This is a genomic window from Herbaspirillum sp. CF444, from assembly GCF_000282135.1.
In the GTDB taxonomy this organism is placed as follows: Bacteria; Pseudomonadota; Gammaproteobacteria; order Burkholderiales; family Burkholderiaceae_D; genus Herbaspirillum.
Genome location: NZ_AKJW01000078.1, coordinates 1 through 13392 on the forward strand (window position 1 = coordinate 1; position 13392 = coordinate 13392).

14 protein-coding genes are annotated in these 13392 nt (G+C 60.7%); 8 read left to right on the top strand and 6 right to left on the bottom strand.

Going from position 1 to position 13392, the window contains the following annotated elements:
* Window positions 1–541 precede the first annotated feature (541 nt).
* The gene (locus PMI16_RS17600) at window positions 542–1120 is read right to left on the bottom strand and encodes a hypothetical protein (RefSeq protein ID WP_007882033.1); all 579 of its coding nucleotides are present in this window, start codon (window positions 1118–1120) and stop codon (window positions 542–544) included.
* Window positions 1121–1325: 205 nt separating this feature from the next.
* Here PMI16_RS17600 and PMI16_RS17605 point away from each other — a divergent pair, with 205 nt between their 5' ends.
* Window positions 1326–1766: a hypothetical protein gene (locus PMI16_RS17605; protein ID WP_007882041.1), complete on the top strand. Its 441-nt coding sequence runs from the start codon at window positions 1326–1328 to the stop codon at window positions 1764–1766.
* Between the two features lie 9 nt (window positions 1767–1775).
* Here the strand turns inward: PMI16_RS17605 and PMI16_RS17610 are convergent, their stop codons facing one another.
* Window positions 1776–3044, bottom strand: a complete 1269-nt coding sequence (locus PMI16_RS17610) for a D-amino acid dehydrogenase (protein WP_007882045.1) — start codon at window positions 3042–3044, stop codon at window positions 1776–1778.
* Between the two features lie 14 nt (window positions 3045–3058).
* Window positions 3059–3826 carry an SDR family NAD(P)-dependent oxidoreductase gene (locus PMI16_RS17615; RefSeq protein WP_007882046.1) on the bottom strand — a complete coding sequence of 256 codons (768 nt, stop codon included), beginning with the start codon at window positions 3824–3826 and terminating at the stop codon, window positions 3059–3061.
* Window positions 3827–4112: 286 nt separating this feature from the next.
* Between PMI16_RS17615 and PMI16_RS17625 the strand changes: the two genes are divergently transcribed.
* From PMI16_RS17625 to PMI16_RS17635, 3 genes are read left to right on the top strand one after another with little or no spacing between them, the layout of a single operon-like run.
* The gene (locus PMI16_RS17625; RefSeq protein WP_007882047.1) at window positions 4113–4781 is read left to right on the top strand and encodes an amino acid ABC transporter permease; all 669 of its coding nucleotides are present in this window, start codon (window positions 4113–4115) and stop codon (window positions 4779–4781) included.
* A 1-nt stretch (window position 4782) separates the two neighbouring features.
* Entirely contained in the window at window positions 4783–5562 is a 780-nt protein-coding gene (locus PMI16_RS17630; protein ID WP_007882048.1) for an amino acid ABC transporter ATP-binding protein, read from the top strand.
* Between the two features lie 14 nt (window positions 5563–5576).
* Window positions 5577–6023 (top strand): Lrp/AsnC family transcriptional regulator, encoded by a 447-nt coding sequence (locus PMI16_RS17635; RefSeq protein WP_007882050.1) that lies wholly within the window; start codon window positions 5577–5579, stop codon window positions 6021–6023.
* 96 nt (window positions 6024–6119) lie between these two features.
* Here PMI16_RS17635 and PMI16_RS25400 read toward each other — a convergent pair whose 3' ends face one another.
* Window positions 6120–6914: a fimbrial protein gene (locus tag PMI16_RS25400; protein ID WP_157212683.1), complete on the bottom strand. Its 795-nt coding sequence runs from the start codon at window positions 6912–6914 to the stop codon at window positions 6120–6122.
* A gap of 643 nt (window positions 6915–7557) precedes the next feature.
* On the opposite strand from PMI16_RS25400, the gene PMI16_RS26800 reads away from it, so the two are divergent.
* Entirely contained in the window at window positions 7558–8538 is a 981-nt protein-coding gene (locus tag PMI16_RS26800; protein ID WP_443134897.1) for a fimbrial protein, read from the top strand.
* A gap of 80 nt (window positions 8539–8618) precedes the next feature.
* On the opposite strand, the gene PMI16_RS17650 is transcribed toward PMI16_RS26800, so the two are convergent.
* Window positions 8619–9461: a transporter substrate-binding domain-containing protein gene (locus tag PMI16_RS17650; protein WP_007882054.1), complete on the bottom strand. Its 843-nt coding sequence runs from the start codon at window positions 9459–9461 to the stop codon at window positions 8619–8621.
* Between the two features lie 330 nt (window positions 9462–9791).
* Here PMI16_RS17650 and PMI16_RS17655 point away from each other — a divergent pair, with 330 nt between their 5' ends.
* Together PMI16_RS17655 and PMI16_RS17660 are read left to right on the top strand one after the other, a co-directional pair.
* Window positions 9792–10940 carry a saccharopine dehydrogenase family protein gene (locus tag PMI16_RS17655; RefSeq protein WP_007882055.1) on the top strand — a complete coding sequence of 383 codons (1149 nt, stop codon included), beginning with the start codon at window positions 9792–9794 and terminating at the stop codon, window positions 10938–10940.
* Window positions 10941–11072: 132 nt separating this feature from the next.
* Window positions 11073–11456, top strand: a complete 384-nt coding sequence (locus PMI16_RS17660) for a hypothetical protein (RefSeq protein ID WP_007882057.1) — start codon at window positions 11073–11075, stop codon at window positions 11454–11456.
* Here the strand turns inward: PMI16_RS17660 and PMI16_RS17665 are convergent.
* The gene (locus PMI16_RS17665; protein ID WP_007882066.1) at window positions 11449–12348 is read right to left on the bottom strand and encodes a LysR family transcriptional regulator; all 900 of its coding nucleotides are present in this window, start codon (window positions 12346–12348) and stop codon (window positions 11449–11451) included. The two genes, PMI16_RS17660 and PMI16_RS17665, sit on opposite strands and share 8 nt — an antisense overlap.
* A gap of 173 nt (window positions 12349–12521) precedes the next feature.
* On the opposite strand from PMI16_RS17665, the gene PMI16_RS17670 reads away from it, so the two are divergent.
* Window positions 12522–13382 carry an oxidoreductase gene (locus tag PMI16_RS17670; protein ID WP_007882068.1) on the top strand — a complete coding sequence of 287 codons (861 nt, stop codon included), beginning with the start codon at window positions 12522–12524 and terminating at the stop codon, window positions 13380–13382.
* Window positions 13383–13392 lie beyond the last annotated feature (10 nt).

Genomic DNA, 13392 nt, shown 5'->3' on the forward strand with positions numbered 1-13392 from the left:
TATCCGATTTGCACCTGCCGCCGCCGGCTACTCTCAAGCGGACTTCGAGACTGGCTCGCTGCGCATCGCCAGGGGACTGAGGTAGCTTTCACTTCACTGGCCTCATCTACACTGTCGTTCCAACGAAAGTTGGAACCCAGCGTCGTGAAGACGGTTGGGTGACGCACTGACGCCACTGGGTCCCAGCATTCGCTGGGACGACGGTGTAATTAATTACGACAGAAGGTGAAAATCACGATGCCGCAGGCGAGCCACCCCTGGCGATGCGCAGCGAGCCAGTCAGGCCGTTCCGCTTGGAGCCAGCCGGTGATGCGATGCGAAAAATGGAAAAAGAAGGAAAAACTGTCTGAGCGAAGCGAGTTTTTTTCCTTCCCATTTTTTGCTTCGCAGCACCGGGAACCCCGAAGGGGCTGGATCCCGCGGTCGCGTTTCTTTGCTTACTTTCTTTGGCGAGACAAAGAAAGTGAGCGGCTGCCGGGCCGCCCCCGGCAACCCCGGTTGATCGAAGAAAGAACAGCGTTATATACCGCAGAAAGTATGCTCAAGACCCACCAAACACCGCCACCGGCGCCCCCGCCGAATTATTAGCCTCCACCACCGGATTACTAATCAGCAAGGCATCCACCACCGGCCCCAGCTTGCTGCTGGTGGAAGACCACTTGTCCTGCGCAATCGACCCGATCTTGTAACTGGCGCTGCCAACCACCCGCCCATCCTTGCGCAAGGTCACCGACGCAAAAGTCAGATAGGGCGTGTAAGCATTGCTGAAAGTTTTCATGTCCCACTTGATATAGGCGCTGTAAACCAGCGTCATCGGGCAGCTGCCGGGTTGCGTGCCGGCGTCGTACACCCGGCTCGGCACGCCGTGGCGTTGCAGCTCGCCCTGCAGGCTCGGCACGAAGTCGCTCAGGGCGACGGCGCCGTTCCATTCGATGCAGATTTCCTTGATCGGCGCATGCGCAAAGACGATGGGATTTTGCGGCGTGCTCGGCGTCATCGCCGACACGCCGGTGATGGCGGAGCCGACCAGGTTGGCCGCCTCGACGATCGGGCTCGGCGACAGGACGACGCAGCCGGAGAGCGATGCTGTGCTGGCGAAAACGATGAAAAGTTTGATCATGATGGCGACCGGTTCGACAATGATTGAAATTCATCATATCTGCCGATGTTCCCGGATTCGCGTACTTTTACGCTGATTTACGCCATCGCGAACAATACTTAACATGTACGTTTTTTCTGTAGCCGGCCAGTCCGCTCCTCCTGCACGAATGCTGCAACAAAGGCACAATCACCGCGGTCACACGTTTTTTCCAGGAGATCGCATCATGCGCACATTGCTGCCCACCATCGCCCTCGCCGTCTGCAGCCTGACGGCATCGGTCAACGCCATCGCCGATACGCTCAGGAGCGAGGCCGAAGTTCGCCAGCTGGCCGACAAGGTCATGGCTGCCGCCGGCAAGGGCCGCACCGACGACGCCTATTCCGCGATGACGCCGTATGCGCTGGCCGATGTCAGCACGCTCGACCGCGCCCGCGTGAGCGCGCGCAACTCGCGCATGCAGCTGGAGCAGTTCATCGGGTCGTCGGTGGGTTACGAATTCATCCGCAGCGAAAAGGTGGGAGAGTCGCTGCTCAAGCTGGTCTATATAGAGAAGGCCGAGAAACAGGCCATTCCCTGGCAATTCATTTTTTACAAGACCGGCGCGGGCTGGGCGTTGAGCGCGTTCAGCAACAGCGACAACATTAACACCCTGTTCAGCCGCTAAACCCATGTCTTAGCGAAACGCCCGCAACGGACCCAGATCCTCGCTGGCGATTTCCGTGGCAACCCCGGCGATCTTGTCGGCAATCAGCCGACTGGAACCGCAAGCGGTGGTCCAGCCGTTGGAGCCGTGGCCGGCATTCAGATAAAGATTGGAATACGAAGTCGCGCCGATCAGCGGCGCGCCGTCCGGCGTCATCGGGCGCAGGCCGGCCCAGTATGCGATCCGGCTCATGTCGGCGCCGCGCGGGAACAGCAGCTGGAGCGACTTGATCGCGGTGGCGCAATCGCGCGGCGTCACCCTGGTGTCCCAACTGCCGATCTCGGCGGTGCCGGCGGCGCGGATGTTGGAACCCATGCGCGTGATCGCCACCTTGTAGTATTCATCCATCACGCCGCTCCGGGGCGCGGCATCGGGATCGCTGACCGGCACCGTGATGGCGTAACCCTTGACCGGATACACCGGCAACCGCAAACCCAGCGGCTTGACCAACGCCACCGATGCGCTGGCGCAGGCGACCACATAAGCGTCGGCGCTCAGCAAACCGTTTGCGGTGCGCAGGCCGGTGACGGCGCCGCCGGCGAATTCGATCTGTTGCACCGCGGTGCCGAGGACGAAGTTGACGCCTTGCGACTTCAACCACGCCGCCAGCGCGCGCGCAAACAAGGGGCAGTTGCCGGTTTCATCCTGCGGCAACAGCATGCCGCCGACCAGCTGCCCGCGCGCATCGCGCAGCGCCGGATCGAAAGCAACGCAACTGTCGCCATCCAGCAGTTCATAAGCGACGCCGGCTTCGGCCAGCACGCGGGCGGCAAGGCCGGCGTTGTCCATGCCTTCCTGCGTGCGGAACAATTGCAGGTTGCCGACCGTGGTTTGTTCGTACCGGATGTCGAGACGCTCGCGGATTGCCTTCAGCTGCGTGTGGCTGTAGCGCGCCAGCCGTCCCATGCGCGCCTTGTTGACGGCGTAGCGTTCGGAATTGCATTGCGACAGGAACTGACCCAGCCAGCGCCACTGATGCGCATCCAGGCGCGGCGTGAAACGCAGCGCCGCTTCCATGCCCAGCCAGCTCTGCAGCGACCACTTGAGCGACTTGCCCTTCATGCCCGGCGCCGCCCACGGCGTGGCGTAGGACGGGCAGACGTGACCGGCGTTGCCGACGCTGGTTTCGGCGGCGACGTCCGGCTGGCGGTCGACCACGGTGACGGTGTAGCCCTTTTCGTGCAGGAAATAGGCGGTGGTTACGCCGACGATGCCGGCGCCGAGGACGATGATGTGCATGGCTGGTTAATTGTTTATAAGGTTAATCCGCCGTCGATGTGCCAGACCTGGCCGGTCACGTAGGACGCACCAGGACTCAGCAAAAAGGCGATGACGTTGGCGATTTCTTCCGGTTGGCCGAGGCGCTGCATGGGGATGCGTTCCAGCGCGGCGGCCCAGGCGGCCGGGTCGATGGCGGATTTGTCGGGATCGGACTTCCGGACATAGCCGGGTGCGACCGCGTTGACGGTGACGCCGGACGCGGCCAACTGCACCGCCAGCGATTTCACCAGCGCTTCGATGCCGGCCTTGGCCGCCGCCGAGGCCGGAAAACCGGATTCGCCGAGGCGATAGACATGCGCGACAAACGAACTCACCGCCACCACGCGCCCGGCCGGCGAGGCTTGCAAGACATCCTTGCAGGCCGTGACCAACTGGAAGAATCCGCCCAGCAAGGCGTCGATGGAACGCGACCAGTCTTGCGTCGTCAGCTCGCCGATGCGCTTGCGATCGGCAAAACCGGCATTGGCGACCAGCGCGTCAAGGCGGCCGTAGGTGTCGACGGCGACGTCGCGCAAGGCGGCGGCGGTATCGACGTCGGCCATGTCGCCGAAGGCCGTCACGCAATGCGCGCCGCGCGCGCGGCAAGCCGCCGCGGTCTGCTGCAACTCGGGCGAATCGCTGCGCGCGTGCAGCACCATGCCCATGTCCGTCGCTGCGGTCGCCCTTGCGGTTGCCGCGCCGATGCCGCGGGCGGCGCCGGTAATCAGGATCACGCGCTGCACGCCGGGAGATGGATTCATGGGTGACGAGAAAACAATATGAGGAATCAGGATGGCCGAAACGACCGTGCGCTATTTTAACCAATAAGCCGAGAGCCAGCCGCAAAAGCCGTGCACAACAGCTTCTCCTACATCCCGGGGGATATTCTCCATTACAATTGCGGGGGTTTGCAGCGGGGAAAATTGGTCTGACTGACGGTCCTCTCGCTCGCTCTGGCACGCTTCATGCTGCCTCGCCTGACGACTGACCGTCATCGTCGGGCCTACAAGAATTCAGACACCAAAGAGTAAAAGAAAAGGAAACACGATGTATCACTGGGACTTCGCCGCGCTCTGGCAATTCCGCAACGTCATTGCCGTCGGCTTCGGCTATACGCTGGCCTATACCGTCGCCTGCGTTTTGCTGGGCCTGTTGCTGGGCTTGCTGGTCGGACTCGGCCGCCTGTCGAGCAACCCGTTCATCTCCGGCCCGCTGCGCGCTTACGTCGAAGTATTCCGCTGCACGCCGGTGCTGGTGCAACTGGTCTGGTTCTACTACGCCCTGCCGGTACTGGTCGGCATCGAAATGTCCGCCGGCACCTCGGCCTTGCTGGCGCTGGCCTTGTATGGCGGCGCGTTCTATTCGGAAATCATCCGCGGCGGCATCGTCTCGATCGACATCGGCCAGAGCGAAGCCGGTTGCGCGCTCGGCATGACGCGCTTCCAGCTGATGCGCCGCGTGATCCTGCCGCAGGCATTCAAGCGCATGACGCCGCCGCTGGTCAGCCAGTCGATCATGCAATTGAAGAATACTTCGCTGCTGTCGGTGCTGGCGGTGCCGGACCTGCTATACCAGGGTCAGATCATCGCGCATGAAACCTACCGTCCGCTGGAAATCTACACCATGGTTGCGGTGATTTACTTCCTGATCCTGCTGCCGGCGACGATCTGGGCCAAGCGCCTGGAAAATCGCCTGAACGCGCAACAGGGAGTATGAGATGAGCAATCCAACAAACGAAGTCATGATTGAAATCAAGAATCTGAAAAAGGCCTTCGGAGAGCACGTCGTGCTGAAAGACATCTCGCTGCAGGTCAACAAGGGCAGCGTGGTCGCCATGATCGGCCCGTCCGGTTCCGGCAAGTCGACGCTGCTGCGCTGTATCAACCTGCTGACCGTGCCCGAGCAAGGCAGCATCCGCGTCGGCGCGCAGGATTTCACGTTTGGCCAAGGTAATAAGGCGTCCAAACCGCTGAAGGATCGCGAGCTGGCCAAGTTCCGCACCAACACCGGCATGGTGTTCCAGCACTTCAACCTGTTTCCCCACATGACCGCGCTGGAAAACGTCATGGAAGGCATGCTCACGGTGCTGCGCAAACCCAGGGCGGAAGCGCGCGCCTACGCACTGGAACTGCTGCGAAGAGTCGGCCTGTCCGACCGTGCCGACATCTATCCGCAGCGCCTGTCCGGCGGCCAGAAGCAGCGCGTGGCGATCGCCCGCGCGCTGGCGATGCGCCCGAGCGTGATGCTGTTCGACGAAGCGACTTCGGCGCTCGATCCGGAACTGGTGGGCGAAGTGCTCAACGTGATCCGCTCGCTGGCCTTTGACGGCATGACCATGATCCTGGTCACGCATGAAATCGCCTTTGCGCGCGAAGTCGCCGACCAGGTCATCTTCATGCGCGACGGCGTGGTGGTCGAAGCCGGCCCGCCGTCGCAGGTCATCGACAATCCGCAGCAGGCGGCGACGCAATCCTTCCTGACCCGCTTCAACGGCTAGGTCAGCGCACAATCATGACCGCCCGCCTCGATCTGCTCGACGACACCGACCGCAAGCTGATCTCGCTGTTGCAGCAATCGGCGCGGGACAGCGTCGCCAACCTGGCGCGCAAACTGGGCGTGGCGCGCACCACCGTGGTCGCGCGACTGGCGCGGCTGGAAAAGAACGGCGTCATCGTCGGCTACACCGTCAAGCTCGGCCAGGAAGTCCTGGACAGCGGCCTGCACGCCTACGTCGGCATCACGGTCGAGGCCAAGACCGCGCGCGACGTCCTCAAGCGTTTCAAGCGCATCCCCGAAATCGAACAGCTCTGCTCCGTCAGCGGCGAGTTCGACTACGTCGCCTGGCTGCGCGCCGCTTCGGCGGAACAGCTCGACAAGCTGCTCGACGAGATCGGCGAAATCGACGGCGTGATCAAGACCACCACTTCGATTGTGTTGTCGCGCAAAATCGACCGCTAGCCGTTCCGGCTGCTCTAGTCTTTCCGCAACACCGCCTGCAATCCAACAGAATCGCTCTGCTGCGCATGCCGCCGGACAGGAGAAACCAGGACGGCATTACTGATAGGACATGGTGAAGGTAGCAAGCCCCCTCACAGTACCCGGTACCACATTAGCGCTGGTCCGGATATATCGAACGGATAATGGAATACCACCGGCACCGAGATTCGCAGCAGCGTTGACATAAAACTGGTTTGTGTTTCCCGCAGCCGAAGAATCCGCCCCAAAGCTGACGAGGCTGCCGCCGTACAAGATCTGCAATGCCACACCCGCAGCCGTGGAGCCTGTGGCCAGCGATAGTTGGTTGGTACGGTTTCCCGGCATGGTGTTGTCGGTCAACGTGGCGTATACGTTGCCCCCGACGCCAGAGCAGTTCAAGCCGATATTGAAGGCCGTTTCCTTGGCCGAGGAGCCGATGGCCGCCAAGTCTTTTGCCGCCACGGGAGCCAACGTGACTGACACCGAAGGCGTCGTGACGCTGCAAGTAGGGACTACCACGGCGATATCGTTTGCAAGAAAAATTCTGCTGTAGGCAAGCGTATCGAGGTTGACGGTGCGCAAAAGGCCGGCAGATATCCGGCCAGGGGATACCGCTCCCGTGACGAGCAGCTGCAAGCCGCTTACGGTCCTCGTCGCGGCCGGGAAGCGAAGGGCGCTTCCCGTGGAACCTGTCCCCTGCCATGGGTACCAGGCTTGTCCGTTGTTTATAACGTTGCGCAATTCCAGGCCGGCAACACCGGAAAGCATCTGGGTATTGGTGGAAGGAGAAAGCGCTCGCGCCGGAACATAGTTACGCTGGAAAGCGGCGTCGCAAAATGCACCTCTTCTATCTTGGAGTGGAGGTATATTCATTGCCACACTTTGCCCTGCCGCTGTACCTCGCGGCACCGTGATCGTTGCAGGCAGCGTTACGTAATCGTCCTGTGGAGTTTGTGTGGAACTGGCCCCGCCAGTCCCATCTGCATTTTGCGTGAAGTAGCATGCAGCGTAACTAATCCCGGGTGCAAGAAAAATGATGGCGCACAGTCCAACGACAAACCCGCACTTCTTTAGCGTGTTAATGCCGCCCCATGCTTGCTGTCTATTTGTATTTATCAAAGAGGCGAGCAACAAACTACTGGATGGGAATCTGTACATAAGTCGCGGTGTAGGCACGTGGATAGTATCGACACGATTATGCCACCGCCATCCCCCCTACTCCATCAGAAAACTCTCAAAGCTGTTGGTATGCATGCACGGCACAGGGCCACTAATTTGAGAATTTTCTTATATTCCACATACCTTCACGTCCCTATACTGGGATAACAATCATTCATTGCAAGCACACAAAATCCCGATAATTGGATGACTTGCAATCCAGACAAACAAACAGTCTCATCTAATTTAGTCGAACCATGCAAGGGGGAGTCGTGAAAATTCTTTATCGCCATCTCACATACCAGAACATTTTATTATCATGAAGCATGTTTTTAATATGCTCTTTACGGTATGCGCCATGGGAGGACTGCCTATCGCCGCCTATGCGCAAAGCTGTTCGCTGGCTCCGGGTGGAACGCAGTCTCTTTCCATCGCGCTGCCTGCCACGTTGACGATTCCCCGGGACGCCGTCGTTGGACGTGAAATTGGGCGAGCCACATCGGCACAGGCGACGAATGCGAATAACTTTGGCGTAATTTGTTCAGGCAGTGGCTCTGTTAACGTCGTCCGGTCAGCACGAGGAGGGGCGTTGAAAGACCCCACTACCGGGATCATTCCGACGGGAATTCCTGGAATCGGATACCGGGTATTCAGAAACTACCAGGGTGGGACTGTTCAATTGAATCCGGCGTCCGGCACTCTCAACGCACCGGTTCACATGCTCGAGTATTACACTGGTGCAAGCGCAACCGTCGTCTTGACCAAGACCGGGAATATCGCCGGTACGGGGACAATAGCCGCCGGCGCATTGTTTACGACCAGCGCAGCTGGTCGTAACGCAACAATTACAAATCTGAACAATGCGGTCACAATTATTCCCCAAACCTGCCAGGTGACCACCCCCAACGTCAGCGTGAACCTGACCGGCCCCAATGGCTTGCCGCAAAAAACCTTCACCGGCGTGGGTTCCGCCACCACGGCGGTACCGTTCAATATCGGCGTCAATTGCAGCGGCGTGGCCGCCAGCGTCTACATGACGCTGACCGACCAGCAAACGCCGGGAAACACCGGCAACACCCTGGCCTTGAGCACCAATTCCACTGCTTCCGGCCTGGGGATACAGATCTTCATGCCGAGCCGTTCAACCACGACGCCGCTGAGCTTCGGCCCCGATGCCTCCGTCGCCGGCAACACCAATCAGTTTTCGGTCTTTACTGCGAGTGGCGCAAATGCGGGCGTCACCAATATCGCGCTGAGCGCGCGCTATATCCAGACCGCGGCCACCGTCACCCCCGGTACCGCCAAGGGCCTGGCAACCTTTACCATGTCGTATCAGTAGACCTGACAGACACCAAAGAAAAGGCGCCGATATCGGCGCCTTTTCTTTCACTCCATCTGCAGCCGAAGCTGCAACAGACCTTACAGAGGAATTTGCGGCGGCACGTCTTCCGGACGCACGCCCGACAGCTTCTGCAGGTTTTCCAGCACGGTCGCCTTGATCTTGCCGGCGGCGCGTTCCTGCAGGATCCACTTGTTGATGTAGTCCAGCCAGGCCTTGTCGTCTTCCTTCGGCACGCCGATGTTGGTCGACGTCGCTTCCAGCGGCATCGGCACGATCATGCTGCCCAGGCTCGGGTTCTTCTTGAGCACGTTCAGCGCCAGCAGCCAGACCAGCACTTGTACGTCGACGCGGCCGGTTTGCAGGGCCAGGGTGGCATCGTCGGCTTTTTCCAGGCGCACGATGGTGGCGTTAGGGCAGACGCGGGTAATCATGGCGTCGTGCGACGAACCGATGTCGACGCCGATCTTGACTTCGGGCTTGTTGAGTTCGGCCCAGGTCTTGGGGGCGAAACCTTTCTTCGACACGATGGTGAAGGCATTGTTGAACAGCGGCTCGGAGAAGCCGACGGTTTCGCGGCGCGCCGGCGTCGGGTTCAGGCCGAAGAAGACGTCGATCTTGCGCGTTTGCAGGTCCAGCACCGAGTTGCCCCAAGTGGTTTCCAGCACTTCCAGCTTGACGTTGAGGCTGGCCGCCAGGCTCTTGGCGAAGTCGACCATGAAGCCGACCCATTCGCCGCTGGCCAGATCCTTGTTGTAGTAAGGAGCCTGACCGCGTACACCACCAATGCGCAGCACTTTGGTCCGCTTGATGCGGGCGAAGGTGCTTTCTCCGGCCGGCGCGCTTTGTGCGAAGGCACCGGGCAGATAGCCGACGGCGGCGAGGCCCGCCACGTTGGTGATGAAACGGCGACGATTTTGCATTGCTTCTCTCCCTGATGAAATGTATGGCGCTGATGTGCGCTGATTGGCTCCGGCTCCGTCCAGACCCTGTCCCGACGGCATCCGGCAATTTTAATACCAAGCGGTATGTGCTGCGCGGGTTATTGCACATTCCCACTTTTCGAGAACGGTGTCTGACACCCGATGCGCGGATGCTTTTTCGGCATCATGGTCAATATGCATCACGCAATGGTACAAATTGACGAATATATCGTCATACATGCATCAATCTTGGTCTTTTTATCGTATCGATCGCTTCCTACAATGGAGACAAATCCCGTCAAACCCATCCACCATCTCAGGAGCATCGCCATGAAAATCGTCCTGCTCGGCACCGGCCACATCGGCCACGCCATCGCCCGCCTGCTTCACGCCGGCGGCGACTACGACATCATCGCCGCCGACCGCGACGCGCACGCGCTGGCGGCAATCGAAGCGCTCGGCGTGCGCACCGCGCTGATCGACTTCAAGGACCACGACGCCTTGTGCAGTCTTCTGTCCGGCAACGACGCCTGCCTCAACGCGCTGCCGTACCACCTGGCGACCATGGTCGCCAAGGCGGCCAGGATGAGCGGCGTGCATTATTTCGACCTGACCGAAGACGTGCGCGCCACCAGGGCCATCGCCAAACTGGCGGCCGGGGCCGACACCGCCTTCATGCCGCAATGCGGACTGGCGCCCGGCTTCATCGGCATCGCCGCGCATCACCTGGCCCATGATTTCGATGCCATCCACGAGCTCAAGATGCGCGTCGGCGCACTGCCGGAGTTTCCCACCAACGAACTGAAATACAACCTGACCTGGAGCGTCGACGGCCTGGTCAACGAATACTGCCATCCCTGCGAAGCCATCCGCGACGGCAAGATGCAGGACATCCAGCCGCTGGAAGGACTTGAGCACTTCTCGCTGGACGGCGTCGAGTACGAAGCCTTCAACACCTCGGGCGGCCTCGGCACGCTGTGCAACACGCTGGCCGGCAAGGTGCGCAATCTCGACTACAAATCGGTGCGCTATCCTGGCCATCGCAACCTGGTGAAATTCCTGCTGGAAGAACTGCGCCTGCGCGACGACCAGGAGCAGCTCAAGGCCATCCTGCGCAAATCGGTGCCGGCCACCATGCAGGACGTGGTGCTGGTGTTCGTCACGGTCAGCGGCATGCGGCGCGGCCAGTACGTGCAGGAAGTTTTCAGCCGCAAGATCTTTGCGCGAACCGGTGCCGACGGCGTGCACGAAAGCGCGATCCAGATCACCACGGCGGCCGGCATCTGCGCCGCGCTGGACTTGTTCCGCGCAGGGAAACTGCCGGTGCGCGGCTTCATCCGGCAAGAACAGATCGCCTTGCCGGATTTCCTCGCCAATCGCTACGGATGCGTCTATGGCGGAGGTATTTTTACCGGTTCGCAACAACGTCCGCGAGACGCGTCAAATTATCCGGCGAAGGAGGCGGCGCTAGTTGACTGATTACCGTCGCGTCGTCAAGGCCATTGCAATGGCCTTGACGATTTTGAACACAGGTAAAATTTGGTCAGGATGATGTAATCCTTTTTGGCGCGGTTCTACACTGACTAGAACTCAATCGGGGGGAGAACCATCATGCAGACAACTGCGACCATACCGCGCGCTTCACCGACCGTGCTGTTGCATGCCCTGCTCGCCGTCGGGACGGCCTGCACGCTCAATGGCTGCGCCAACTACAGCCAGGTGATTTCGGAAGACGCCGACGGCTCCTATAGCCTCACCGCCACCGGCATCAGCTACACCATGTCGATGCCGGCGCTGACCGCGGCCAGCCATGACAAGGCCGCCTCCTGGTGCGCCGCCCAGGACGCCGACCTGCAATTGCGCCAGCAGACGCGCGGCTGGAAGCCGATGCAGGTTGAACTGAATTTCCGCTGCCTGCCGAAACAGGCCGGTCAGCCGGATCAGTCCGCTCTACTGCCGAGCTCACTGCCAACTTCTCTGCCGATCATCAAATAGGCGCTTTCCGCAGTTCCTCGATGATGAAGTCGATGAAATGCCGCACCCGCAGCGGCATCTGCGTGCGCTGCGGATAGTACATGTACATGCCGCCGTACACGCTGTTGAGGCGCGGCAAAATCGGCACCAGCTTGCCCGCAGCAACTTGCTCGCGTGTGGAATAGACCACCAGCTGGCCGATGCCGACGCCAGCCTGCACCGCGGCGACTTCCGACTCCATGGTGTTGAAGCTCACCACCGCCGGCATCTCCTGAAAAACCGTCGTGCCGTCCACCGTCAGCATCCATGGCGACAGCCTGCCGTTGTTGGGATGGCGAAAGCCGGTGCAGCGGTGCTTGCGCAATTCGGCCAGGTTTTTCGGCTTGCCGTATTTTTCCAGATAGGACGGCGCGGCATAGATTTGCAGGACGATGTCGCCGAGCCGGCGCGCCACCAGATTGCGTTGCGGTTCCTTGCCGGTGCGAAAGCCGACGTCGACGCGTTCGGCCACCAGATCGGTGAAGCGATCGTCGAGCAAGAAGTCGAAATGGATGTTGGGGTACTGCTCCTGGAATTTCTGGATCAGCGGCATCAGCAACAGATTGCCGACCGACGTCGGCGCACTCACCCGGATGACGCCCTCGGCATCGCGTCGACTGTTCTGCACCTGATCCAGCGCCTCGTCGAGCAGGCGCAAACCCGGGTCGGCCAGCTCGGACAGGCGCGCGCCCTCTTCCGTCAGGCTGAGTTTGCGCGTGGTCCGATGAAAAAGCCGCACGCCCAGATGCTCCTCCAGCTGACCCACGGCCTTGCTGACCGCCTGCGGCGTCATGCCGGCTTCCACCGCCGCCCGGCTGAAACTGCCGGCGCGCACCACGCCGAGGAAAATCGTCACGACTCTTGCCTTGTCCATTGCAGCCTCTCTTCCGATTTTCCATTTACAACCATTGGTTGAAAATCAAACACCTTTATGCGGTCTAGTGTAGCAGTCCACGCTTGCCTACACTTCGTTCTGCCAACTGCGCACACCGCTACACAACGGCGTGCAGTTCATCTCAACGACCGACATCCACAAGGAGCATCACCATGGCACAAGCATCCGCAACTTCCAAAGTCTGGCTCATCACCGGCGCATCGCGCGGCTTCGGCGCACTGATCGCCCGCGATGCGCTGTTGCGCGGCGACCGCGTCATCGCCACCGCGCGCAATCCGCAAACGGTGATCGAGCAACTGGGTGACCAGGCCAATCTGCTCGCACTGAAGCTGGACGTCACCAGCGAAGCCGATGCGATCGACGTCGCACAACAGGCGATGGCGCGCTTCGGCCGCATCGACGTGCTGGTCAACAACGCCGGCTACGGCCTGCTCGGGGCGGTGGAAGAAGCCGGCGCCGACGAAGTGAAGAAGCAGTTCGACACCAACGTATTCGGCCTGCTGCACGTCACGCGCGCCGTGCTGCCGGTATTGCGCGCACAGGGCAGCGGCCATGTGATCAATATCTCTTCGATCGGCGGCTATGCCTCGCATCCGGGCTGGGGCGTGTATTGCGCCACCAAGTTCGCGGTCGAAGGACTGACCGAAGCGCTGGCTGCCGAGCTGGCGCCGCTGGGCATTCGCGCCACGGTGGTGGAGCCGGGTTTCTTCCGCACCGACTTCCTCAACGCCGATTCGGTGGTCTCGACCGGCAAGCGCATCGAACAGTATGCCGCGAGTGTCGGCGTCATGCGCACGCTGATGGCGGACGCCAACCACAAGCAACCGGGCGATCCGGCCAAGTTGTCGCAGGCGATCCTGAAGCTGGCCGACGACGGCAACCCGCCGCTGCGCCTGGCGCTGGGATCGGATACGGTGACGGCGATACAGAAGAAGAACCAGTTCGTGGAAGCCGAATTGCAGGCATGGATGCCGGTGTCGGTGTCGACCAACCATGACGACGTGGCCGCCTGAAGCAGAAACT